This window comes from Nocardia sp. NPDC052001 (assembly GCF_040680615.1).
Taxonomy (GTDB): Bacteria; Actinomycetota; Actinomycetes; order Mycobacteriales; family Mycobacteriaceae; genus Nocardia.
In genome coordinates this window covers 149,270-172,823 of the sequence record NZ_JBFAXC010000003.1, presented here as the reverse complement: position 1 = coordinate 172,823, position 23,554 = coordinate 149,270, and the positions used below count along the sequence as shown (strand labels likewise).

24 protein-coding genes are annotated in these 23,554 nt (G+C 66.3%); 11 read left to right on the top strand and 13 right to left on the bottom strand.

The annotated features are described in order from the left end of the window. The first annotated feature begins 135 nt into the window (after nucleotides 1-135). Nucleotides 136-1,908 carry an ABC transporter substrate-binding protein/permease gene (locus AB0L82_RS16225; RefSeq protein ID WP_364636510.1) on the top strand — a complete coding sequence of 591 codons (1,773 nt, stop codon included), beginning with the start codon at nucleotides 136-138 and terminating at the stop codon, nucleotides 1,906-1,908. Continuing rightward, nucleotides 1,905-2,630, top strand: a complete 726-nt coding sequence (locus AB0L82_RS16220; protein ID WP_364636508.1) for an amino acid ABC transporter ATP-binding protein — start codon at nucleotides 1,905-1,907, stop codon at nucleotides 2,628-2,630. Before AB0L82_RS16225 ends, AB0L82_RS16220 begins: the two co-directional genes overlap by 4 nt. On the opposite strand, the gene AB0L82_RS16215 is transcribed toward AB0L82_RS16220, so the two are convergent. Together AB0L82_RS16215 and AB0L82_RS16210 are read right to left on the bottom strand one after the other, a co-directional pair. Then, nucleotides 2,627-3,295, bottom strand: coding sequence for a glycoside hydrolase family 25 protein (locus AB0L82_RS16215; RefSeq protein WP_364637912.1), 669 nt, complete (start codon nucleotides 3,293-3,295; stop codon nucleotides 2,627-2,629). The genes AB0L82_RS16220 and AB0L82_RS16215 overlap by 4 nt on opposite strands. A gap of 143 nt (nucleotides 3,296-3,438) precedes the next feature. After that, a complete protein-coding gene (locus AB0L82_RS16210; protein WP_364636506.1) occupies nucleotides 3,439-4,779 on the bottom strand; it encodes a glycogen debranching protein in 1,341 nt (446 codons plus the stop codon). A 350-nt stretch (nucleotides 4,780-5,129) separates the two neighbouring features. Here AB0L82_RS16210 and AB0L82_RS16205 point away from each other — a divergent pair, with 350 nt between their 5' ends. The 4 genes from AB0L82_RS16205 to AB0L82_RS16190 all read left to right on the top strand — a co-directional run bounded on the left by AB0L82_RS16205 (nucleotide 5,130) and on the right by AB0L82_RS16190 (nucleotide 8,399). Continuing rightward, nucleotides 5,130-5,834, top strand: coding sequence for an SDR family oxidoreductase (locus AB0L82_RS16205; RefSeq protein ID WP_364636504.1), 705 nt, complete (start codon nucleotides 5,130-5,132; stop codon nucleotides 5,832-5,834). Nucleotides 5,835-6,006: 172 nt separating this feature from the next. Continuing rightward, nucleotides 6,007-6,801, top strand: coding sequence for a polysaccharide deacetylase family protein (locus tag AB0L82_RS16200; protein ID WP_364636502.1), 795 nt, complete (start codon nucleotides 6,007-6,009; stop codon nucleotides 6,799-6,801). Nucleotides 6,802-6,875: 74 nt separating this feature from the next. Further along, nucleotides 6,876-7,664 carry a polysaccharide deacetylase family protein gene (locus AB0L82_RS16195; protein ID WP_364636500.1) on the top strand — a complete coding sequence of 263 codons (789 nt, stop codon included), beginning with the start codon at nucleotides 6,876-6,878 and terminating at the stop codon, nucleotides 7,662-7,664. A 27-nt stretch (nucleotides 7,665-7,691) separates the two neighbouring features. Next, a complete protein-coding gene (locus AB0L82_RS16190) occupies nucleotides 7,692-8,399 on the top strand; it encodes a TetR/AcrR family transcriptional regulator (RefSeq protein WP_364636498.1) in 708 nt (235 codons plus the stop codon). A 49-nt stretch (nucleotides 8,400-8,448) separates the two neighbouring features. Here the strand turns inward: AB0L82_RS16190 and leuS are convergent, their stop codons facing one another. Beyond that, the gene (leuS, locus tag AB0L82_RS16185; protein WP_364636496.1) at nucleotides 8,449-11,325 is read right to left on the bottom strand and encodes a leucine--tRNA ligase; all 2,877 of its coding nucleotides are present in this window, start codon (nucleotides 11,323-11,325) and stop codon (nucleotides 8,449-8,451) included. Nucleotides 11,326-11,488: 163 nt separating this feature from the next. On the opposite strand from leuS, the gene AB0L82_RS16180 reads away from it, so the two are divergent. Continuing rightward, a complete protein-coding gene (locus AB0L82_RS16180; RefSeq protein WP_364636494.1) occupies nucleotides 11,489-11,884 on the top strand; it encodes an SdpI family protein in 396 nt (131 codons plus the stop codon). A 10-nt stretch (nucleotides 11,885-11,894) separates the two neighbouring features. Here the strand turns inward: AB0L82_RS16180 and AB0L82_RS16175 are convergent, their stop codons facing one another. The 6 genes from AB0L82_RS16175 to AB0L82_RS16150 all read right to left on the bottom strand — a co-directional run bounded on the left by AB0L82_RS16175 (nucleotide 11,895) and on the right by AB0L82_RS16150 (nucleotide 15,434). Then, nucleotides 11,895-12,323, bottom strand: a complete 429-nt coding sequence (locus AB0L82_RS16175; RefSeq protein ID WP_364636492.1) for a GNAT family N-acetyltransferase — start codon at nucleotides 12,321-12,323, stop codon at nucleotides 11,895-11,897. Between the two features lie 14 nt (nucleotides 12,324-12,337). Beyond that, entirely contained in the window at nucleotides 12,338-12,760 is a 423-nt protein-coding gene (locus AB0L82_RS16170) for a hypothetical protein (RefSeq protein WP_364636490.1), read from the bottom strand. A gap of 51 nt (nucleotides 12,761-12,811) precedes the next feature. Next, a complete protein-coding gene (locus tag AB0L82_RS16165; protein ID WP_364636488.1) occupies nucleotides 12,812-13,108 on the bottom strand; it encodes a hypothetical protein in 297 nt (98 codons plus the stop codon). A 108-nt stretch (nucleotides 13,109-13,216) separates the two neighbouring features. Then, nucleotides 13,217-13,597 (bottom strand): hypothetical protein, encoded by a 381-nt coding sequence (locus AB0L82_RS16160; protein ID WP_364636486.1) that lies wholly within the window; start codon nucleotides 13,595-13,597, stop codon nucleotides 13,217-13,219. Continuing rightward, complete coding sequence (locus AB0L82_RS16155) at nucleotides 13,594-14,487, bottom strand: DUF692 domain-containing protein (RefSeq protein WP_364636484.1); 894 nt, start codon at nucleotides 14,485-14,487, stop codon at nucleotides 13,594-13,596. Before AB0L82_RS16155 ends, AB0L82_RS16160 begins: the two co-directional genes overlap by 4 nt. Next, entirely contained in the window at nucleotides 14,484-15,434 is a 951-nt protein-coding gene (locus tag AB0L82_RS16150) for a TIGR04222 domain-containing membrane protein (protein ID WP_364636482.1), read from the bottom strand. Before AB0L82_RS16150 ends, AB0L82_RS16155 begins: the two co-directional genes overlap by 4 nt. Nucleotides 15,435-15,540: 106 nt before the next feature. On the opposite strand from AB0L82_RS16150, the gene AB0L82_RS16145 reads away from it, so the two are divergent. Beyond that, nucleotides 15,541-16,509 (top strand): bile acid:sodium symporter family protein, encoded by a 969-nt coding sequence (locus AB0L82_RS16145; protein ID WP_364636480.1) that lies wholly within the window; start codon nucleotides 15,541-15,543, stop codon nucleotides 16,507-16,509. Here the strand turns inward: AB0L82_RS16145 and AB0L82_RS16140 are convergent. Genes AB0L82_RS16140 through AB0L82_RS16125 form a run of 4 tightly spaced genes read right to left on the bottom strand, consistent with a single transcriptional unit; the run spans nucleotide 16,463 to nucleotide 20,995 of the window. Next, nucleotides 16,463-17,563 (bottom strand): aminotransferase class I/II-fold pyridoxal phosphate-dependent enzyme, encoded by a 1,101-nt coding sequence (locus tag AB0L82_RS16140; RefSeq protein ID WP_364636478.1) that lies wholly within the window; start codon nucleotides 17,561-17,563, stop codon nucleotides 16,463-16,465. The genes AB0L82_RS16145 and AB0L82_RS16140 overlap by 47 nt on opposite strands. Continuing rightward, nucleotides 17,560-18,603, bottom strand: a complete 1,044-nt coding sequence (locus AB0L82_RS16135) for a 3-oxoacyl-[acyl-carrier-protein] synthase III C-terminal domain-containing protein (RefSeq protein WP_364636476.1) — start codon at nucleotides 18,601-18,603, stop codon at nucleotides 17,560-17,562. The genes AB0L82_RS16140 and AB0L82_RS16135 overlap by 4 nt, the downstream gene beginning before the upstream one ends. An 11-nt stretch (nucleotides 18,604-18,614) precedes the next feature. Then, nucleotides 18,615-19,274, bottom strand: coding sequence for an SRPBCC family protein (locus AB0L82_RS16130; RefSeq protein WP_364636474.1), 660 nt, complete (start codon nucleotides 19,272-19,274; stop codon nucleotides 18,615-18,617). A 2-nt stretch (nucleotides 19,275-19,276) separates the two neighbouring features. After that, nucleotides 19,277-20,995 carry a thiamine pyrophosphate-binding protein gene (locus tag AB0L82_RS16125; RefSeq protein ID WP_364636472.1) on the bottom strand — a complete coding sequence of 573 codons (1,719 nt, stop codon included), beginning with the start codon at nucleotides 20,993-20,995 and terminating at the stop codon, nucleotides 19,277-19,279. A 182-nt stretch (nucleotides 20,996-21,177) separates the two neighbouring features. Here AB0L82_RS16125 and AB0L82_RS16120 point away from each other — a divergent pair, with 182 nt between their 5' ends. From AB0L82_RS16120 to AB0L82_RS16110, 3 genes are all read left to right on the top strand, one after another. After that, entirely contained in the window at nucleotides 21,178-21,693 is a 516-nt protein-coding gene (locus AB0L82_RS16120) for an EXLDI protein (protein ID WP_364636470.1), read from the top strand. Nucleotides 21,694-21,814: 121 nt separating this feature from the next. Next, complete coding sequence (locus AB0L82_RS16115; RefSeq protein ID WP_364636468.1) at nucleotides 21,815-22,771, top strand: ATP-binding cassette domain-containing protein; 957 nt, start codon at nucleotides 21,815-21,817, stop codon at nucleotides 22,769-22,771. Then, on the top strand, nucleotides 22,768-23,544 hold the full coding sequence (locus AB0L82_RS16110; protein WP_364636466.1) for an ABC transporter permease: 777 nt from the start codon (nucleotides 22,768-22,770) through the stop codon (nucleotides 23,542-23,544). Before AB0L82_RS16115 ends, AB0L82_RS16110 begins: the two co-directional genes overlap by 4 nt. Nucleotides 23,545-23,554: the final 10 nt, after the last annotated feature.

Below are 23,554 nucleotides of genomic sequence, written 5' to 3'. Positions count from 1 at the left end.
CGCCGACGGGCGGTCCTGGACTCTCGTTGATGGCAAGTCTGGTTTTACCGGCCACCCCCACTAGGGTGGTTTGTCATGGTTTGCTTGCGTACGACCAGGTCCGGGCGGTCCGGCCGCCGACCTCGCATGCTGTCGATGGCGGGGGTGTTGCTGGTCACCCTGGGTGCGGTCACCCTCGGTGCCGGACCGTCGGCCGCCGCACCCTCCGGCGGGGATCTGTGTTCCCCGCCGGGCGTGGCCGCGGCCAGCGCGGCACCCACCAATCTGGCGTCGGGGCAGCAGTCCCCGAACTCGGATAAATACACGACCGCGACCACCGAACCGCTGGATCGCATCGATATCACCAAGCTGGGCCTGCTCACCCCGGGCAAGCTGAGCGTCGGCACGCTGTCCGATGCCCCGCCGAGCATCTGCCTCAATTCCAAGGGCGCGTTCACCGGTTTCGACAATGAGCTGCTGCGCGCGGCCGCCGCCAAGATCGGCCTGCAGGTGGAGTTCACCGGCACCGAATTCGCGGGCCTGCTCGCGCAGGTGGCCAATGGCCGCTTCGACGCCGCGTCGTCGAGCATCACCACCACCGACGCCCGCCGCAAGCTGGTCGGCTTCACCAACGGCTACGATTTCGGCTACTTCTCCCTGGTCGCCCCGAACGGCGGTGCCATCAAGGGCTTTTCGGATCTGAACAAGGGCAGCCGCATCGGCGTGGTGCAGGGCACCGTGCAGGACGAGTACGTGGTGAACGAACTGCACCTGGATCCGGTGAAGTTCCCCGACTACAACACCGCGTACGCGAATCTCAAGACCGGGCAGATCGATGCCTGGGTGGCCCCGTCGCAGCAGGCCATCGGCATTATCAAGCCGGGTGACGCGGCCTCGATCGTGCAGAACACCTTCAGCCTCAACAACTTCACCGGCTGGGCGGTGCGCAAGGACAATCAGCCGCTCACCGATGCGCTCAATGCCGGACTGGACGCGGTGATCGCGGACGGCACCTACGCGAAGCTCTACGAGGACTGGGTGCCGCGCGAGATTCCGCCGGGCTGGAAGCCGGGCTCCAAAGCCGTTGCCGCCCCGCAGCTCCCGGATTTCGCCAAGATCGCGGCCGAGCACGCCGGTGACAATGCCGGGCAGACCGCCGCGCAGCCGAAGTCCACGCTCGCGCAGTTGAAGGACACGTTCTTCGACTGGTCGCTGTACCGCAAGGCTTTTCCGGATCTGATCAAGACCGGTCTGCCGAATACCCTGATCCTGGCGCTGGTTTCGGGTGCGCTGGGCACCGTGATCGGCATGCTGCTGGCGGTGGCGGGCATCTCCCGCACCCGCTGGTTGCGCTGGCCCGCACGGGTTTACACCGATATCTTCCGCGGCCTGCCCGCCGTGGTGATCATCCTGATCATCGGCCTCGGCATCGGCCCGGTGGTCAAGAACATCACCGGCAACAATCCGTACTGGCTGGGCGTGGTGGCGCTGGCGCTGCTGTCCTCGGCGTATATCGGTGAGATCTTCCGCTCCGGCATCCAATCGGTGGAGCCGGGTCAGCTGGAAGCGGCCCGCGCCATCGGGTTCGGCTACCGGCAGTCCATGTCCCTGGTGGTGATTCCGCAGGGTGTGCGCCGGGTGCTGCCCGCACTCATGAATCAGTTCATCGCGCTGATCAAGGATTCCTCCCTGATCTACTTCCTGGGACTCCTTGCCACCCAACGCGAATTGTTCGCGGTCGGCCGAGACCTCAACGCGCAGACCGGAAATCTGTCGCCGCTGGTGGCGGCGGGCCTGATGTACCTGGTGCTGACGGTGCCGCTGACCCATCTGGTGAACTACATCGACGGCCGCCTGCGGACCGGCCGCGCCGAGAAGACGGTCGAACCGGTCGAACAGGCCGTCATCACGGAAGGGCGTGGAGCATGAGTGCCTCACTCACGGGTACCGGACTGCACGTGACGCTCGGCGGCAACGAGGTGCTGCGCGGGGTGGACGTGCACGTCGACGCGGGCAAGACCACCACCGTCATCGGCCCGTCCGGTTCGGGTAAGTCGACGCTGCTGCGGGTGCTGAACCGGCTGTACGAGCCGACCAAGGGTGACATCCTGCTGGATGGGAAATCCGTGCTGAAGGATGATCCGGATCAGTTGCGCCGCCGCATCGGCATGGTGTTCCAGCACTTCAACCTGTTCCCGCACAAGACCGTCGCGGACAATGTGGCGCTCGGCCCGCAGAAGCTGCACGGGCTGTCCAAGGAGCAGGCGCGCACGCTCGCGCTGGAGCAGCTGGAGACCGTCGGGCTGGCGGGCAAGGCCGATTCCCGGCCCGCGAACCTGTCCGGCGGACAGCAGCAGCGCGTCGCCATCGCCCGCGCGCTGGCGATGAAACCCCAGGTCATGTTCTTCGACGAGGCGACCTCGGCGCTGGACCCGGAACTGGTGAAGGGCGTGCTCGCGCTCATGGCCGATCTGGCCAAGGGCGGGATGTCCATGATCGTGGTGACGCACGAAATGGGCTTCGCGCGTTCGGTATCGGATCAGGTGGTGTTCATGGATCACGGCAGGGTCGTCGAAACCGGAACGCCCGAAGCGCTTTTCGATCAGGCGCAGACCCCGCGACTGCAGCAGTTCCTCTCGCAGGTGCTCTAGCTGCTGCCGAAGCTCGGCATATTCGCGAACCGGCCGAAATCGCCTTGGGCGCCGCTGTATACGTTCAGATCGGTGCCCCCGGCGATACCGGGCACATTGCCGGAATCGGTGTACTGCCAGAAGGTCCAGTTCGGCCAGCCGCCGGGCACCTCGGGGCCGTCGTTACCGCGGTAATCGGCGATCCACAGCGGGTACCTGGTGAATTCATTGCTGTCGGCCATGGCGGTCTGCCAGAAGCGCGGGTACGTGTAGATGATCGGCACCCGGCCGGTCAGCGCCTGCACCGTATTCAGATACCGATGCGTCCAGTCGATGAGCGCCGGTGCGGGCAGCCCGCCCGAATCCTCCAGATCGAGCACCGGCGGCAGATCCAGCGGCCCGTTCTGGCCCAGCACGGTGGCCGCGTACAGCGCGGCCTGCGCCTCGGGCAGCTGGTTCGGGCGCGCGTAATGGTAGGTCCCGCGCGCCACCCCGGCGGCCCGCATGAGCAGGCTGTCCGGCACGAAGTACGGATTCACATAGTTGACGCCCTCGGTGGCCTTGACCATGGCGAAGTGATTGCCGGAGGCGCGCACCTCGAACCAATTGATCATGCGCCCGTCGAGATGCTGCCAGGACGAGACATCCGGCCCGCCCGCATCGGCCGCCGCGGGGGCGGCCGACATTGCCGTGAGAATGCTGGCCACCGCGAAAGTGGTCAGTGCCAACTTCCTTCGTCGAACCATGCCAGGGGACGCTATGTGGGCTTACGCACCCCACACAGCGACTCGCCCGCACGTTGTCCAAGTGTTAGCTGAATCTCAGCGATTCATCCGAGCCAGTCCAGTACCGACGCCGCGGTCCAGGACTGCTGCATGCTGCCCAGCGGTTCGCCCGTGAACGGTTCGTAGTACTCGGCGAAGCTGCCGTCGCTGGCCTGGCGCAGTCCCTCCGCGCGCAGCATGAACGATCGTTCCGCCCAGCCGCGCCGGGCGAACACCCAGGAGAACAGCCAGCTCATCACCGGCCACACCGGTCCGCGCCAGTATTCGCGCGGCCGGAAATCCCGGGCCACCGGTGAGGTGGAGGGCGGCAGCGCGTAGCGCAGATCCGGATGCCCGCACCAGCGCGGACCCTCGAACAGTTGCAGCAGTCGCCGTTCGGCGTCACGCGGCAGCCCACCGCACAGCAGTGGCGCGAACGAGGCAAGGGTTTCGGTCTCGATCCACTTATCCGCGCGCACATCGAAATCGCGCGCCACCCCGGTGCGCGGATTCGTGGTGCCGACCACGCCCGATCGGAAGTAATCGGCCCATTCCAGCAGTTCGCGCACATCGGCGTTCGGCTGCTTGTAGTCCTCGCCGATGGTGGCGAGCACATCGCAGGCGAGCGCGAAGATGGCGGTGACGAATACGTCCTCGACCGCGAAACTCATTGTCGAGGCCAGTTGATAATCGTCGTAGCCGCAGCGGCGCATCTGCTCCACCAGCCACATGTACCGGTCGTATTCGCGATCGCTGGGCCGCTGCGTCGGATCGCCGACTACGTGCAGATCCTCCCGCTCGTACGGCGGAAGATCCGGTCCCGGAATCACATTCGCGTAGGCGCGATCCCAGCGCGGCGAATTGTCCATACCGGATTCCCACCCGTGGTAGAGCGTGATTCGCCCGTGCTGCTTGGGATCTCGCGCATAGGCCAGCCAGCGATGCCAGCGCATCAGATCCGGCCAGCGCCGCTGCAGGAACTCCTCCGCGGTCGCCCGGGTGGTACGCCCGTGCCGCCGGGAATGATCCAGAATCCGTTGCACCGCAATGGCATGCACGGGCGGCTGGGTGATTCCGGAAGTATCGGGTCCGTCCGGGGCATCGGCCGCGAGGCGCCGGCATTCCCACCGGCTCGGTCCCGGAAAATATCCGTCCACCCCATTGGCGAACACGATGTGCGGGATCATCCCGTTGCGCCACTGCGCCGACAACAGCGTGTCCATTTCCAGCACCGCGCGCTCCACACTCAACGGCGCCAGCCCCACCGCGACGAACGCGGCGTCCCAACTCCACATATGCGGATACAGCCGCGGCGCGGCGGTGGTCATGGACCCCAGGTCATTGCCGCGCAGCAGGTAGGCGGCGCGGGCCGCGAGCTGGGTTGGCGTGAAACCCGAGTGCGTCATCGCCCTATTCTGCGACGGAACCCGCAGGTATGCGCGATGTCCGTCCCGGACCGGATGCTCGGGCAACGGCGTGTCATCGAAAAACGCCATGCCTTCGGCGGTTCGTGAGGCGCTGCGCGATGTGCTGTTCCCGTCCCGGCGAGACGCCGTATCCGCCTGTCTCCGAGGAGCTGTGTCCGCGCCGTAACGCGCGGTATCCACCTCCTCGTAGGACGATGTGTCTACCGAGGACGCCGGTTCGCCGAATTGCACTCTGTTCGCCTTTTCACATTTTCGAACGCGCGTGTGTTTGAGCCCTCTGTGCCTAGCCAACGCATCGTCGGCGCCGTGCGCCCGGTTACGGTGAGAGCATGGCGAATTCCGCGAGCACCGGCAGTGACCGTCCGACCGCGTTGATCACCGGAGCGAGCCGCGGCCTGGGCGCCGCCATCGCCCGCGCGCTCGCGCCGACGCACCGGCTGCTGCTGGGTGCGCGCACGCCGGAAGCGCTCGAACCGATCTTGAAGGAATTGCCGGATGCCACGGGGTGGCCGGTGCAGCTGACCGACTACGAAGCGGTGGCCCGCATGGCCGAGTCGATCGAGCGGCTGGATGTCCTGGTGCACAATGCCGGGGTCGCCGACCTGGGAACAATAGCCGATTCGTCCGTTGCGCAGTGGCGGAATACGTTGGAAGCCAACCTGATAGCGGTATCGGAACTGACCCGGCTGACCCTGCCCGCGTTGCGCGCCGCGCGCGGGCACGTGGTGCTGATCAATTCCGGCGCGGGGTTGCGCGCCAATCCGGGCTGGGGTGTGTACGCGGCGAGCAAGTTCGCACTGCGCGCCTTCGGTGACGCGCTGCGGCTGGAGGAGCCCGAATTGCGGGTGACCTCGATCCATCCCGGGCGCATCGACACCGATATGCAGCGCGAACTGGTGGCGGGTGAGCAGCGGCCGTACGAGCCCAATGAATTTCTCAAAGCGGAGACGGTGGCGTGGACGGTGCGCAATGCGGTCGAGACCCCGCGTGACGCGCATCCCACCGAAATCGTATTGCGCCCGATCCCGCGCTGACCGGGCGTTTCAGCTGAGAGCAGCCTTAACGTTCCCCCTGAATTCCAATCGTTTCGCGCCGAATTGGTGCTCAGTTCATCGACGGTCGATATAACCGGATGAACCGCCCGAATCCGGCGCGGGGATGAGGCGATCCCGCATGCGGATCCGGAATTCGGAGTGATCTACCACGATGGACAGAAGACGGCTGCTCACGCTGCTCGCTGCGGGCACGGCGGCCGCCCTCACGGGCTGCACCCAGGCACAGGGTGATCCCCTGGACACCGGCTCCGCGGGTGGAACGCAGCCGCCCGGCACCACACCGCGCCTGCTCCCCGCCCGGCCCACCGGACCCAAGACCCCGATCGCGCCCGGCACCACCATCACCGGTCTGCCGGGTAACGGCAACGCCATGGCGCTCACCGTCGACGACGGCGCCAGCCCCGAGGTGGTCGGCGCGTACATCGAATTCGCCAAGCGCACCGGCGCCCGCTTCACCTTCTTCGTCACCGCGTATTACGACTCCTGGAGCCTGCACAAGGACGCGCTACGGCCGCTGGTGGATTCGGGCCAGATCCAGCTGGGCAACCACACCTGGAACCATCCGGATCTGACCACGTTGTCCGCGAGCGCCGTCTCATCACAGCTGGATCAGGCGAAAACGTTCCTGCGCAATACCTTCGGCGTCGACGGCACCCCCTTCTACCGGCCGCCGTTCGGCCGCCACAACGGCACCGTCGACAAGGTCGCGGGCGACCTCGGCTACACCGTGCCCACCATGTGGTACGGCTCGATCTCGGACTCCGGCCTGATCACCGAGGACTACCTGATGGAATGCGCGCGAAAGTATTTCACGCCGCAGACCATCGTCATCGGGCACGCCAACCACCCGCCCGTGACGCACTGCTTCGACCAGCTGGTCGAGATCATCCGGGAACGCAACCTCGCCATGGTCACGTTGAACGACGTATTGGCGCTATCGCACTAGGGGCGTAATCGCCCGGGGGCGTGGATTTTCCGGTGTCCTCTCCAGATGCCGTTTGCTAGTGAAGAAGGTTCGACATGGATAGACGACGACTGCTGACGCTGCTGGCGGCGGGCACCGCCGCGACCCTGCTGGAGACGGGCGAGGCGAACGCCGACTTCCCGTTCGACAACGGTTCGTCCGGGCTCATCCCGCCGAATATGCTGCCGGGCACCACGATTCCGCCGCTGACGCCGCGTGCCACGATCGGCCCGGGCACGATCACCGCGCTCCCCGGTGACGGAAACAATATGGCGCTCACCATCGATGACGGCGCGAGCGTCGAAACCGTCGGCGCCTTCCTCGAATTCGCCCGCCGCACCGGCATTCGCATGACCTTCTTCGTGACCGCGTACTACGACTCCTGGCTGGTGCACCGGGACGCGCTGCGCCCGCTGGTGGATTCGGGACAGATCCAGCTCGGCAATCACACCTGGGATCATCCGGATCTGACCCGGTTGTCCGCCGGGGCCATCTCCGATCAGATCGAACGCGCGAAGACGTTCCTGTGGAACACCTTCGGCACCGACGGCACGCCGTTCTACCGCCCGCCGTTCGGCCGGCACAACGGCCTGGTCGATCAGGTGGCCGCCGACTCCGGCTATGCGGTGCCGACCATGTGGTACGGCAATCTCAACGACACCAATACGGTGATCAACGAGGATATGGTGCTCACCGCGGCCCGGCAGTGGTTCCGCGCGCAATCCATCGTGATCGGGCACGCCAATCGGCCGGCCGTCACCCATGTCTTCGATCAACTGAACGACATCATCCGGGAACGCGGTCTGCGCACGGTCACGCTCAATGACGTCCTGGTGCTCGGCTGACCGGTTCGCAATGGGATGCTTGTCCGCATGGCAGCGGACAGGGCGGAGGTCACGGGCGGTCGCTGGGGCGATCACAATACCGAGCGCCGTCGTGCCATCATCGCCGCGTATATCGAGCTCATCGAGGAATCCGAGCCCGGTGCGGAAATACCGCTGCAACTGATCGCGGACCGTGCGGGCGTGAAGCGCTCGGTGGTCTACCGGCATTTCGGTGATCGCGGCGACCTGGACGCCAAGACCCGCGAATTCGCGGTGGAAGGCGTTGTCGATCAGATGATGCCGGACTTCGATCCGGCGGAAAGCCTGCGCGACACCATCTTCCGCATTGTCGACACCTATGTGCGGTGGGTGGCGGTGCACGCGCGCCTGCACGAGTGGATCGAACGCGGTCCGGGCAGCGCGGACCCGGCGGGCAAGGCGGTGGTCGTCGGCACCAAGGCCGCCATCGCGCTGCGCGTCGCACAGCTGTTCACCATGGCCGCGAGTGTGGTGGACCAGCACCATCCGGGCATCGATCCGGCGGCGTTCGCCATCGTCTCACTGGTGGACGGCGGCGTGACGCGCTGGCTCGACACCCGGCCGGACGATCTGGACGCGACGGAATTGACCCGCCTGCTGGCGGATTCGATCTGGATGCTCTTCGACGGACTCGCCCGCAGCCGCGGTTATGCCGTCGACCCGGATCGGCCGATCGTGGAACTGATGGCCGACCCGCCGGTGCGGTTCGAACTCTGATCCGGGTTCGAAACCGCGGCCCGCGGGCCTGCCCTCTCCGGACGTCGGCTCAGGCGACGATATTCACCAGTCGGCCGGGCACCACGATGATCTTGCGCGGATCCTTACCGCCCAGCAGCTCGGCGATCTTCTCGTCCGCCAGCGCCGCCGCCTGCACCGCGGCCTGATCGGCATCGGCCGGGACGCTGACGCGACTGCGGACCTTGCCGTTGACCTGGATCGGGTACTCGACCGAATCCTCCACCAGCAGAGCCGGATCCGCGATCGGGAACGGGCCGTGCGCCAGGGATGCGGTGTGGCCCAGGCGTTCCCACAGTTCCTCGGCGATATGCGGGGACATCGGGGCCAGCATCAGCACCAGCGGTTCGACCAGGGCGCGGGGTGCGCCGTCGCCGAAGTTCTTGGTCAGATAGTTCGTCAGCTCGATCAGCTTCGCGCCCGCGGTGTTGTCCCGCAGGTTGGCGTAGTCGTCGTCGACGCCCGCGATCGTCTTGTGCACCAGGCGCAGGGCCTCGTTCGACGGTTCGTCCTCGGTGACGCGGATCGCACCGGTCTCCTCGTCCACCACCAGTCGCCACACCCGCTGCAGGAAACGCTGCGCGCCGACGACATCCTTGGTGGACCAGGGGCGCGAGGCGTCCAGCGGGCCCATGGACATCTCGTAGAAGCGGAAGGTGTCCGCGCCGTACGCCTCGTACATCTCATCCGGGGAGACGGCGTTCTTCAGCGATTTGCCGATCTTGCCGTACTCCTGGAAGACCTCGATCTCCACACCGGAAGCGTTGGTCCAGAAGAACTTTCCGTCCCGCTCGGTGATCTCGGCGGCGGGCACATACGCGCCGCGCTCATCGGTGTAGGCGAAGCCCTGGATATAGCCCTGGTTGAACAGGCGGCGGTACGGCTCATAGCTGGACACATCGCCCAGATCGAACAGCACCTTCTGCCAGAAGCGCGCGTACAGCAGATGCAGCACCGCGTGCTCCACGCCACCGATGTACAGATCGACGCCGCCCGGATCGTTCGCGCCGTGCTCGGCGGTGCGCGGACCCAGCCAGTACTGCTCATTCTCCTTGGCGCAGAACACCTCCGAGTTGGTCGGATCGGCATAGCGCAGCTGATACCAGGAACTGCCCGCCCAGTTGGGCATGACATTGGTATCGCGGCGGTACTGCTTGGGGCCGTCGCCCAGATCCAGCGTGACATTCACCCATTCGGTGGCCTTGGCCAGCGGCGGGGACGGTTCGGAATTCGCGTCGTCCGGATCGAAGGTGACGGGGGCGAAGTCCTCCATCTCCGGCAGCAGCACCGGCAGCATGGATTCCGGCAGCGCGTGCGCCGCGCCGTCCTCGTCGTAGACGATCGGGAAGGGCTCACCCCAGTAGCGCTGGCGGGCGAACAGCCAGTCCCGCAGCTTGTACTGGATGGTGCCCTTACCGTGGCCGTTGGCCTCCAGTTCGCCGATGACGCGCGCCTTGGCGGCTTCGATCTCCAGGCCGTCCAGGTAACCGGAGTTCACCAGGGTGCCCTCACCGGCGTACGCGGCCTCCGAGATATCGCCGCCCGCAACGACTTCCACGATGGGCAGGCCGAAGGCGGAGGCGAATTCCCAGTCGCGTGGATCGTGGCCGGGGACGGCCATGATCGCGCCGGTGCCGTAACCGCTCAGCACGTAGTCGGCGATGAAGACCGGTACGCGTGCGCCGTTCACCGGGTTGGTGGCGTAGGAGCCCAGGAAGACGCCGGTCTTCTCCTTGCTCTCCTGGCGCTCCAGATCGGACTTCGCGGCGATCGACTTGCGGTATCCCGCAACGGCTTCCGCCGGAGTGTCCGAGCCGCCGAAGGTCCAGCGGGCATCGGTGCCGGACGGCCAGGTGGCCTCGGTCAGCCGGTCGACCAGTTCGTGTTCGGGGGCCAGCACCACGTAGGTCGCGCCGAACAGCGTGTCCGGGCGGGTGGTGAACACCTCGATGACATCCGAGCCCGCCTCGAACTTGACCTGCGCGCCCCGCGAGCGGCCGATCCAGTTGCGCTGCATGGACTTGACGTTCTCCGGCCAATCCAGATTGTCCAGGTCGTCGACCAGGCGATCGGAATAGGCGGTGATGCGCATCATCCACTGCCACAGGCGCTTACGGAACACCGGGAAATTACCGCGCTCGGAGCGGCCGTCGGCGGTGACCTCTTCATTGGACAGCACGGTGCCCAGACCCGGGCACCAGTTGACCATCGAATCGGTCTGGTACACCAGGCGATACGAGTCGATCAGGGCATTGCGCTCGGACGGGGACAGCTCGTTCCAGGAGCGGTCGTCACCGTTGATGACGCGCTTACCGGCCTCGAATTCGGCGATCAGCTCGGCGATCGGGCGGGCCCGGCCCAGACCCGTGTCGTACCAGGCGTTGTAGATGCGCAGGAAGATCCACTGCGTCCATTTGTAGTACTCGGGATCGGTGGTCGCGAACGAGCGGCGGCGATCATGGCCCAGGCCCAGGCGATCCAGCTGACGCTGCATATTCGCGATATTGGATTCGGTGGTGACCCGCGGATGCGCGCCGGTCTGCACCGCGTACTGCTCGGCGGGCAGGCCGAAGGCGTCATAGCCCAGGGCGTGCAGCACATTCCGGCCGCGCATGCGGTGGAAGCGCGCGAACACATCGGTGGCGATATAGCCCAGCGGATGCCCGACATGCAGGCCCGCGCCCGAGGGGTACGGGAACATGTCCTGCACGAACAGCTTGTCCGCCGGGGTCTCACCCTGCAGCGGGCCGACCGGATTGGGAGCGTAGAACGTGCCCCGCTCCTGCCAGGCTTGCTGCCACTTCTGCTCTACCCGGCCCGCCAGCTCGGCGTTGTAACGGTGCGCGGGCACATCGCTGGCCCCAGCCGCGGCCGCGGTGGGTGTGTCGGTTGCACGAGTGTCCTGCACGGTCCTGCCTTCTTGATTCCTAGCCGATCCCCGATAAGGTCGCTCACCAGGGTAAAGCGTTCACACCCCAGCGCCCAAAAGGGGTCAGAACCCTGCACGCGCCGGGCCGCGGGCCCTGCCGGAGCGAAGCGGAGGTAAATTGAGCACCGTGTTGGTAGTCGCGATGATTCTGTTTGTTCTGTCGGCTGTCGCCGTGGTCACCGGAGTGCTCGGACTGACCGGCACGCTCCCCGGCAACCGCTATTTCGGGATTCACTCCGAGCAGGCGATCGAGTCCGAGGAGAACTTCAAGCTGGCCAATCGCGTGGCCGCGCCCACCTCGATCGTGGCCGGGCTGCTGCTCGCCGCGGGTGGTGCGGTCGCCCTGGTCGGCGGTGGCATCGCGGGTCTGCTGATCGCGGTGCTGGCCGTGGTCATCTCGTTCTTCACCCTCGGTGCGGGCGCGCTCGCGGCCGAAAAGGCCCTCGAAGCGGCCGCCCCGGCGGAACCGGCCGGTGGCTGCGGCAGCGCGTGCGGTTCCTGCTCGCTGCGCGACGCCTGCGAACCCGCCGCCAACTGATCTCCGGGTACTAGCCGAGGTTCTTGCGCATCCAGATGTGCGGGATGCCCGCGTCATCGCCGATCTCGCCGTACGCCTGGTACCCGAGTCGCTCATAGAATCCCTGCGCGTGGGTCTGCGAATGCAATTCGATCGCGACCAACCCGCGCTCGCGCGCCCGCTCCTCGATGGCCCGCACCAGCGCCACGCCCAGACCGGTGCCGCGCGATTCCGCCAGTACCGCCAGGCGGCCGAGCAGGCCGACGTCCTCCCGCACCAGCAAACGGCCCGCTCCCATCGGCTGCCCGTCGAACCGGGCCAGGAAATGATCCGCGACCGCGTCGAGCTCATCGAGTTCGAGTTCGGGCGGCACACCCTGCTCGGCGACGAACACCTTCATGCGAATCGCGTACGCGTCGGCCAGCTCCTGCTCCGTCGCGACGGTGAGTACCTCGATCATCAGGCCAGCATGCCTCAGTGAGCGGTATCACCCGGTTCGGGGATGTGCGCGCATTCCGGAGCCGGGATGCTGCGGGAGAGCGGACTGCCCGCCGGGTTCACATAGAGCACGGTGAGCCGCACCGGCTTCGGTCCGGGATTGCGGGCCAGGTGTGCGTGGCCCGCCCCGCTCGGCTCGCGGAAGATTCGCCACGGTGGTTTGACGACCGGTACGCAATCGGTTGCCGGATGATCCAGCGGCCCGCCGGTCACCAGCACGAACAGGGTGCCGTCGTGAAAATGCCAGCCGCTCTGGCCATTCGGCGCGATGATCGTCTGCCGGAGCACGAAATCCCTACCGGCACAGGTGAATCGAACAAGGACACGGCTGCGGGTGCCGGTCGCCGGGGCCGCATTCACCCGGAAACCGCGCTCGGGATCTCGTCCGAAGAACGCCATCATCGAATGATCGCGCACCGGCGGCCGCGACCGCGCGACCGCCCGTGCGACTCAGTGATCGTCGTAATGCCCGGCGTGCGCCGCATGCCGATGACCGTCGTGGATGTAATCCACATGATCCCCGTGCGGCACCGCCACATGCCCGCAGTTCGGCCCGTGCTCATGATCGTGGCTGTCATGCGTGATGTGCCCGGCGGGCTCGCACTCATCGAAATGATCGTCATGCGCCCGGTGCAAATGCCCGTCGTGCGCGTAGTCGACGTGATCGCCATGCGGAATGGCAACATGGCCGCAACTTGGCCCGTGGACGTGATCGTGTCCACTATGAGCAGTGTGAACCTGTGACATGGAACTTCCTTTCCGAGATGGGCAGGACATCCAGCAAACAGGTACGGACATTAGCACCCGTGCATCTATCGCTTACCCGGCGGATCATCCCGTCGAAGCCGGCCGACGTCAGCGGTGATTGCGGCGCAGTCGATCTCGCCAATTCCGGCGTGGCGGAGCGAGCCCGAGCTCGGCCGCGAACGCGGCGGCATCGGCGGCAGTGCCGACCTTGGGCCGAGTCCGGGCCCACGCCATGAACCTCGCTGTGAATTCCGGCCCGCAATTGTGCGCCAGCACCGGAAAGCGATGCGCCACTTCCTCGGCCCGCTTGTGCAGCAGCGCGTGCGCCGCCGCTGAGATATCGCCCGCGTCGAACCCCGGGGGAGTGGCCGCTCCCGCGACCAGCGCCCGCACCAGTGCCGCCTGCCGCTCGGCGAGGGTGCCGGGCGTCGTCTCACCGATCGTCCCGCTGTCCGGAGCCGCGGCGTCCGATTCCGGGTGCTCGATCATGCCGGGAGCGCGTGGCGCGACGTGATGGCCGGGCGGGCGGAGGCGGTGGCGATCGCGTTCAGTTCGGCGATGAGTTCGGTTGCGGGCGGGTAGTTTCCGTCGCGTTCGAGCATCAGCGGGACCTGGCGGTTCGCGGTGAATTCGGCCACCAGCGCCAGCACCTCGGCGGGGACCGGGTGCACGTGGGTGTCGTGATAGCGGCCGCCGACCTCGTGACCGCCCGCGATATGGCAGTAGGCGAGGCGTTCGGTCGGCAGTCGCAGCAATTCCGTCAGTGGATCGCGAGAAGTGTTGCGCGCGTTGGCATACAGGTTGGCGATATCGATGAGCAGGTAGACGCCGGTGCGCTCCACCAACTCCCGGAGGAACTCCGCCTCGGTGAATTCCGCGTCCGGCCATTCGAACAGCGCGGCGATATTCTCCACCGCGAGCGGCACGTCGAGTTCGGCCTGCGTCCGGGAGATATTGCGCGCCAATGCGTTCAGCGCTTCGCGGGTGCGCGGCACCGGCAGCAGATGCCCGGCCTCCACCCCGTCCGCGCGCACGAACGCGATGTGCTCGCTCACCAGCGGTGAACCCAGTGCCCGCGCACACTCCGCGAGATGCGCGACCCGCCGTTCATCCACAGCCTCCGCCCCGCCGAGCGACAGCGAAATCCCATGCGGCACTGCGGGTATACCCCGCGCGATCAGTGCGGCGAGTTCCTCGGGTACGGCAATCGCTCCCCGAGTTCCACGAACGCGACGCCATCGCGGCCGGTCCGCCCCCGCGCTCACCAGCGATTCCGCGATGACCTCGCAGAACCCGATGCCATCGAGTGCCGCGATCATGCCGCAGATTTCGCGCCTCCACCCGATCCCGATCGTCCCCGCGGGCAGCGGGGTGGTCATCCGCCGCACCCGCCGCCGCAGCCACCTCCGCCGCAACTGCTGCCGCAGCTGCTGCCCGAATCGCCACCGCCACCGCTGTCGCCGCTGGAGCTGGAGCAGCTGCCGCCGGAGCCGCTGATACCGCCGGAGGCGAGGGCTCCGGTGGCTCCCGCCAGTCCGGGGTCGAGGCTCCAGAGGACGCCCGCGCCGAACAGCGCGGCGGCCAGGGCGGCGCTGTCGGGGCCGTAGGCGGAGTAGGCGGGGGCGTTGGCGGGGCGCAGATGTCCGTTGCGCCGCATCGATTCCTGTTTGGCGGCGCGGCCGGCGCGGGTCAGGCGCGGGGCGCGCTGCACCAGGAACGCGCAGATCGCCACCACGATGATCAGCAGGGCGAGGTATCCGATGGGGTGGTTGTTCGCGATGCCCGCGATGACTCGCACGATGCCCAGCACCAGCAGCGCCCACAGCGGAAGTGCGGCCAGCAGCAGGGATTTGCGCTGTTCACCGCCGATCAGATAGCCCCGATCGGTCAGGACCGCGCGCAATGAGGTGATCGGTGCGCGGGTCGCGCCCGCCAGGTGGATGACATGCCGCTGCCGCTGATCCGCGCTCAGCAGGTACTGGTGCATGGTGCGCGAGACCGGATCCAGCGCACGGGTTTCGGTGTCGGTGGGGGAGCGGGTGGGCTGTCCGCTGGAATCGATCAGGTGGTAGCCGCGCAATTGTGCGAGCCCGGCGAGCACCGGTCGCTGGTCGTCGAAGAGCATGGCGGTTTCGGTCGGTGTCAGCGCGTTGGCCAGGTGCGCGCGTGAGTGATCGGCACGAATGACGCTGGCGCGCCGCGTGAATCCGTACAGGACGGCCGCGAATCCCAGCAGCGCGTACGCGGCCAGGAAGGCCGGGCCGGAGATTCCCCACGTATCGGCGGCCGGGCGCGCGGCCGCGGCCAGTGTGGTCCAAGGGACCATGGCGATTCCCCACCCTCGAGAAGTCTGGTCAGTCGATCATCACAAGTATCGCTGCCGTCCGGGTGCGGTGTTAATAACTCGGATATCGGGTGATTAGCCTGATTCGGTGCGATTTCTCAGCAAGTTCTACATCGACGGGTTCATTCTGTCGATTCTCGCGGTCGTCGGTCTGGCCAGCATCTTCCCGGCCAGGGGCGATGCCGCCGATATCGTGAGCTGGCTGACGAAGATTGCCATCGCATTGCTGTTCCTGCTGTACGGCGCGCGCCTGTCCTCGCAGGAGGCGCTCACCGGCCTCAAGCACTGGCGACTGCACCTCACCGTGCTGGCCTGCACCTTCGTGCTCTTCCCGATTCTCGGCGTTGCCGCGCGGGTGCTGGTGCCGCACATCCTGACCGAGGATCTGTACACCGGTCTGCTGTTCCTGTGCCTGGTGCCGTCCACGGTGCAGTCCTCGATCGCGTTCACCTCGATCGCCAAGGGCAATGTGGCGGGCGCGATCGTGAGCGCCACGCTGTCGAATCTGCTGGGCGTATTCCTCACGCCCGCACTGGTGATCCTATTGATGAACACCACCGGGCAGGCCCGGGTCGACCTGTCCTCGGTGCTGGACATCGTGTTGCAGCTGCTGGTCCCGTTCTGCGTCGGCCAGTTGATCCGCCCGAAGGTGAAGGGTTTCCTGTCCCGCTACGCCGAGCCGACCAAACTGGTGGACCGCGGTTCCATCCTGCTGGTGGTCTACAGCGCGTTCAGCGCGGGCATGGTGGAGGGCATCTGGCATGCCATGTCGCCGTGGCGGATTCTGCTGCTGGTGGTGGTGCTGTGCGCGCTGCTGGCGATCGTGCTCGGCGTGACCTCCGCGCTGGGCCGGGCCACGCACTTCGATCGCGGCGATCGGATCGTGGTGGTGTTCTGCGGTTCGAAGAAGTCACTGGCCACCGGCCTGCCGATGGCGACCGTGCTGTTCGCCGGTCACCCCATCGGCCTGATCGTGCTGCCGCTGATGATCTTCCATCAGGTGCAGCTGATCACCTGTGCGGCGCTCGCGCAACGCTGGGCTCGGACCGCACCGTGAGCGAGAGCACCCGGCTGTCGTCGCGGCGCAGCGGTCGCGCACCGGTGGACGGGCGGGCGGCGAGTGCGCGCAGCACCGCGCGGCCCGCGACCGGATCACCGACCGCGATGCGGGCGCTGCCGTCCGGATAGCGTTTGGCCACAATTCCGGCGCGCGCCAATGCCGGGGCCACCTCGCGCCCGGGCAGATAGAGGAAGTTCGCGCTACTGCGCGGCACTCGAATACCGTTGCGCCGCAGTGCTGTTCGCAGCACTTCCCGTTCGGTGGTGATGCGCAGGATGCGCTCGCCGAGTTCGGCCTCGGCCGCGTACGAGGCGGTCACCGCCGCCACCGCCGCCGATTGCACCCCGAACGGCAATTGCAGCCGCCGCACCCGCCGCACCAGCGCCGGTGCTCCGAACGCGTATCCGATGCGCAGCCCGGCCAGCCCGTACGCCTTCGAGAAGGTGCGCAGCACCAGCACGTTCGGATGCCGCCGAACCAACTCCACGGCGTCCAGCGCGTCCGCCGCACCGAGGAATTCGATATACGCCTCGTCCAGGATGATCGGCACGGTGGCCGGAACCGTGCACAGGAAAGCCTTCAACTCGCTCGCCGAGATGACGGTCCCGGTCGGATTGTGCGGGCGGCACACCGCCACCAGTCCGGTGTCCGCGTTGATCATCCGCGCCATGGCCCACAGGTCCTGACGGCCGTGACCGTCCAGGGCAACCGGTTGCGAGCGCAGCCCGACCATACCGCTCATGATCGGATATCCGTCGAAAGTCGGTGTGGCGAAAACGAATCGAGCACCGGGTTTCGGCAGGGTCTGCATGATCTGCATGGCCACCCCGGTCGCGCCCGAACCGACCACCACCTGGCCGGGATCCACCCCGATATGGTCGGCGATGATCGATGGCAACCGGTGCGGCAGGAACTCCGGATACCGATTCGCCTGCACCAGAGAGTCATCCACCGCCCGCAGCACCGAAGGCAGTGGCGTGAAGGGGTTTTCGCTCAAACTCAGGTCGAAGCGAACGGTTTCGAAGCGGTACTGCTCCAGGGGCGCACTCATCGCGCCGCGCCCCAGCGCACCGCCGCCGCGCCCGCGAAATCTCCCGCGTGCGCGAAGGCCGACAGCAAGACCACCGACCCGTTGCGCAGCCGTCCCGCCTCGTTCTCGGTGTCGAGGGTGACGGGAATGCCCGCGGCGAAAAGGTTTCCGCACTGATCGAAGGTGTCCGGATGGCGTTCGGCGGGCAGTTCCAGCGCATCATGCCAATTGCGCAGGAAGAGCCGGTTCGGCTGATTGGTGACCAGGGTGTCGATATCCTGGCTCTTCACCCCGATGCGCTTGCACACCTCGTGCGCCACCTCCGGGACCAGGCGGTTGCCGCGCGCGAATACCTTGGCCACCTTGGATTCGGTGAAGCTGACGCAGCCCTCGCCCTCGCCGGGTTCCCAGTATTTGCGGTCCGAGCCGGTGGTGAATTCCATATCCCCGGCGAATTCGGGGTAGGTGCGGCATTCGATATCGAGAATCGGCGCGCTGGCGTTCTTCACCAGCAATCCGACGCCGCAACCGTCACCGGGTACGGGAGCCTGTGCGAGCTTGCGGATCTCGGGCTGGGTGAATACCGGTCCCGCGCAATTCTGGGTGGCGACGATGAGCGCGGTGCGCGCGTCGGTGGTCTGCATGATGGTGCGGGCCAGCCACATCATGTGCACGAAGGCCGCGCAGCCGCCATTGTGCACATCGAATACATAGCGCGGGTTCATATTCAGCCGTCGCGCCACCTCACCGCCCGCGCCGAGCACCGGATTGTCCGGCAGCTGGGTGTGCGTGAGCAGGATGTCGATATTCGAAAGCTCTTGCACCCCATGGCGTTCGATGAGCGGTGCGACGGCCCGCTCCACCATATCGACCACGGTTTCGTCGCGGCCCTTGTGATGCCGTCCCTTCGGGGCGCGGAACATGACGTTCTTGGCCATTCGTTCCGAGCGGGAGAACTGCGTGAAGTATTCGGTCCCGACCGGCTCGCCCGGCAGATAGCTGGCCACGTCGACCAGGCTGACCGGGGGCGGGGTCGTGAGACGGGGGTCCGTGAAATCCATGACGCGCCTGCCTATTTCATCCAGTCGGGGGTGATGGGCAATCCGTGCGAGGCGCGGTACTCGGCAATCGCCTTGAGATTGTCCAGTTCCAGCTGATGCCCGGCGGAGAACATCTCCCAGAAATCGCCGACCCACACCTTGCGGCCCTCGGGCGCCTTGTCCTGGTACGGATTCCGGTCGTAGAACGGGTGATGGCAGTTCGTCCACAGCACCACCGAACCGGGCTTGTCGAACACCAATTGCGCGTCCACCACCCGCATCAGATAGATCATCCACAGGTGCTCGCCCTGATCCCAGGCGCAGTGGTAATCCACCGTCATGGCATCGGGATTGGCGACCGTGCGGGTGTAGATCTTGGTATTGGGGCCGAGCCGGTCATACGATTCCCACAGCCCGGGTTCCGCGGTTTCGGTGAAACCGCGCAGGCTGTACGTCCACTCCTCCAAAGACCTTGTGTCGGCGAGGTATTCGTACAGATCCCGGGGCGGGGCGTCGATATAGCCCTGGACCGGGCAGTAGTCGCCGAAGATCTGGTCGTGCGGATACACCGACCGGAGCATCTCCAGAATGACGGGTGTGGTGGCCTCGCGATCGGAATTCTCGATACGCAGCAGTCCGGGCACCACCCCCTCGGGGATATCGCTGAGTGCGGGCAGGGCGCTGGTGGTCACGATTACCTCCTCGGAGCCGTCAAAAACGGCGTGAAGGGCGGGATTTCGTCGGGATCGCAGTCGACGGCGATGAACGACGGCCCGGAACTGCCGACGCAATGCCGAAGGGATTCGGCGAGCTCGGCCCGGGTGATGGGTGCGTGTGTGCACAGATCCGGGAACATGGCGGACAGACCGGCGCCCGGATACGCCGGCCGAAATCTGTTGAAGCTGTAGCGATCCCCGTAGTACAGCTGTTCGCGACTTATGCACATGGCATGTGCGTTGTTGTTGAAGACGATGAAGGTGATCGGCAGCCGATGTTCGATCGCGGTGTGAATCTCCATGCCGTGCATGAAGAACGCACCGTCACCGGCGATGACGAAGGTGCGCCGGGTGCTTCCGTCCGCGCGCTCGTGCCGGGCGAACGCCGAGCCGATACCCGCGCCGAAGGCATAGCCCATACCGCCCATCCCCAGGGCGACCGTGAAGCGTCCGTCCCGCGGCAATCGCAGGTGATGCACCACCGCCGCACCGGTGTTCCCGGCATCGGCGAAGACGTCCGCACCCTCGGGAAGTGCGGCGTTGATGGTTTCGACCACCTCGCGATAGCGCAGGCCCGGACCGTCGGACGGCGGTACCTCCAACGGTGTGAGCATCCCGGTTTCCACAACCTGCGGTGTGTTGTCCACAGCGGGGGTGGTGAACGGCCGGAGGATGGAAATCGGTGCGGGTGTGGATAATTCGCCGCGCAGCTCCGCCAGGGTCAGTGCCAGATCGGTGCTGCGAGCGTGAATCGCCGACAGGAACGGCACCTCGGCCCCGATGCTCGCGAGCGGCACCTCAGCCAGCGGACCTTCCAGCCCCGCCCGTGCGGTGACCGGCATGCGGGTGCCGATGAGCAGGCAGAGCGTGGCGCGCTGCAGCGCGTCGATGAGCTCGGGGTGGCCCATACTCCCCGCGATGCCGCAGAATCCGGGATCGCCGTGGTGATAGACGTCCTTGGCGTCCGGGGCCACCCCCACCGCGGCGTCCAGCAGCGTGGCCAGCCGGGCCAGTTCCGGGCGCGCGTCATCGCGAGCGACCTGATCACCGGCGATGATGACCACCTTGCCCAGCTTCCGGGCGGCGGTGATGGTGTCCAGCACCCGGCGCAGGCTGGCCGTATCGCGCCGGTACGCGGGCTCGGGCGGGGTGAACTCCGCGGCGGTCAATTCGGCCTGTTGTACATCCTTGGGCAGCAATAACACCGCCGGTCCGCCCTGATTCAGGGCGTGGCACGCGCGGGTCAGGTGAGCGGGCAGGTCGGCGGCGGCTTCGACGCGCGCACAGTAGTGCGAGATCGGCGTGAACAGCCGGACCGCGTCGAACGCGCCGGCCCGCCCGCTCGTGTCCTGAAAGGCGCCCTTGCCCTCCAGAACGGTCGGCGGCTGCCCGATCAGCGCGAGCACCGGAACCCGGGACGCGAACGATTCGGCGAGCCCGGCCACCAGATTCACGGCCCCGCCCCCGGACGTCGCGCACACCACCCCGAATCCGGACGTGGACCGCGCGTACCCGTCCGCCATGGTCGCCGCCGCGAACTCATGCTTGGCCACAACGGCCGTCACCAACTCGCGATGATCGAAAGCCGCGTCGTAGAGATCCTCGATGTTCGCGCCGTCCACCCCGAAGAAATGCCGCACGCCAACCTCGGAGACCGCTCTGACCAGGTAGTCCACGACCCGTGTTCCGTTGTGCATGAGGCGGCTCCTTTCGGTGCCTGACACCGGAGTCCCGAGTCTGTTACCCGAGATACGAGACCGAGCTGTTGCCGGTTCAATCAGATGCCGCGTCCGGCCCTTCGGGGGTTCGGGGGCGAAGCCCCGAAGGGTCTCTGGAGTGGGGCTTGCAATGTATGTATACGTCTACGTATAGTTGGCTCATGCCGAACAAGACGATCTACGTATCCGATGAGGACCTCAAGCTGTTTCAGCGCGCGCAAGAGCTGGTGGGGGGAAATCTGTCGGGGGCGATCGTGACGGCGCTGCGGCGTTTCATCGAAATCGAGGAAGGCCGCCAACAGGGCTACGACGAGGTAGTCCTCAAGGTCGGCAAGGACGGAGTCCGGCAGATCCGCTTCTCCGGCGTCCTGCTGACCGAATGGCACCAGGTGGGCAACGAGCGCATCGAAGACATCCGGGTGTACCGCACACGCAAGGGCGCGTACGCGGTGCACAGCCACTTCTCCAACTGGAGCGAATTCCCGGCCGACACCAACATCCTCAAGGATTGGAAGCAGTGGCGGCGCTTCCTCGGTGTCGGCGAACAGGATTGGGGCGATTTCGATTTCGAGGTCGTCGAATCCATCGATGACCTGAAGGGCAAGATCCCGGACCGCCTCTACGCCCGCGTGGTCGACGCCTCCGATCACTCGAATATCGAAGAACTCGACATCTGATCGTCGGCTAGCCCAAAAGTACTGCCGCACAACTGAATAACCCGCTTTGTCCGCACGCCTCGGCGGACACGGCTCACCCGACGCATGCATTCATGCATACCCATTGATGAGAGGGACACCCATGAACGACCACCGCCCCCCGGCGATAGCGGTCACCGGCCTGTGCAAATCCTTCGGTGAACAGATAGTCCTGGACCGCATCGACTTCACCGTCCCGCAGGGCAGCATCTTCTCCCTGCTCGGCCCGAACGGCGCGGGCAAGACCACCACCGTGCAGATCCTGTCCACCCTCATCAAATCCGACGGCGGCGAAATCAGCGTCGGCGGTTACGATCTCGCGACCCAGCCGGATGAGGTGCGCTCGGCCATCGGCGTCACCGGACAGTTCTCCGCCGTCGACGAACTGCTCACCGGCCGGGAGAACCTGCACCTCATGGGTGACCTGCACCATCTGCCGCGCGCCGAAAGCCGCCGCATCGCAGCGGATCTGCTGGAGAAGTTCGATCTGGTGGACGCCGCGGACAAGGTCGCGTCCAGCTACTCCGGCGGTATGACCCGCCGCCTGGATCTGGCCATGACGCTGGTCGGGAATCCGCGCATCATCTTCCTGGACGAGCCCACCACCGGCCTGGATCCGCGCAGCCGCCGCTCCATGTGGGACATCATTCGCGAACTGGTCGCGGGTGGGGTCACCATCTTCCTCACCACGCAGTATCTGGAGGAGGCCGATCAACTCGCGGACCGCATCGCGGTACTGCATCAGGGGCGACTGGTCGCCGAGGGCACACCCGATCAACTCAAGCGCCGGGTGCCGGGCGGCTACGTCCGGCTCGATTTCCACGATCGTGCCGAACTCGCCGCCGCCGCAGCCGTTCTGGGTGATGCCTCGCAGGTCAACGGTGATCTCACGCTCGCCGTGCCGAGTGACGGCGGCGTGCGCTCGGTGCGCGAGGTGATCGACCGCCTCGATGCCGCGCGCATCGAACCCGCGGGCCTGTCGGTGCACACGCCCGATCTGGATGACGTCTTTCTCGCCCTCACCGGCGGCCACTCGACCGATAAGGAAAACGCCCGATGACCACCATGGCCATGACCATCGCCGACTCCAAGACCATGCTGCGCCGGAATCTGGTGCACGCCAAGCGTTATCCCGCCATGACGGTCAGCCTGCTGATCATGCCGATCGTCATGCTGCTCATGTTCAACTACATTTTCGGCGGCGCGCTGAAGGGCGCGACCGGTGGTCAGAAGTACATCGAGTATCTGACGCCCGGCATGATGCTCATCATTCCCGCGTACATGGTCGCGGGCATCGCGGTCTCGGTCTGCTCGGATATGACCAAGGGCATCGTGAATCGCTTTCGCACCATGCATATCTCGCACTCGTCGGTGCTGACCGGCACCGTGCTCGGCAGCCTGCTACAGGGCCTGGCGGGCATCGGCGTGCTGACCGTGGTGGCGCTGGCGCTCGGCTTCCGCTCCCATGACGCGGGCGTACTGGAATGGCTGGCCGCGTTCGGTCTGCTCGGGCTCACCATCTTCGCATTGAGCTGGGTCGGAGCGGGTTTCGGCGTGATCGCGCAGAATCCGGAGAGCGCCAGCAATATGCCGACCCCGATCATCATGCTGCCCTTCCTCGGCAGCGGTCTGGTGCCCACCGACACCATGCCCGCCGGGGTGAAGCAGTTCGCCGAATACCAGCCCTTCACCCCCATCACCGAAACCCTGCGCGGGCTGTTGATGGGCACCGAGATCGGGCACAACGGGATTCTCGCGATCGGCTGGTGTGTACTGCTGGGCGGTGTCGGCTACTTCTGGTCCACCTCGGCCTTCCGTCGCAAGACCAGCTGAAATAGCCACC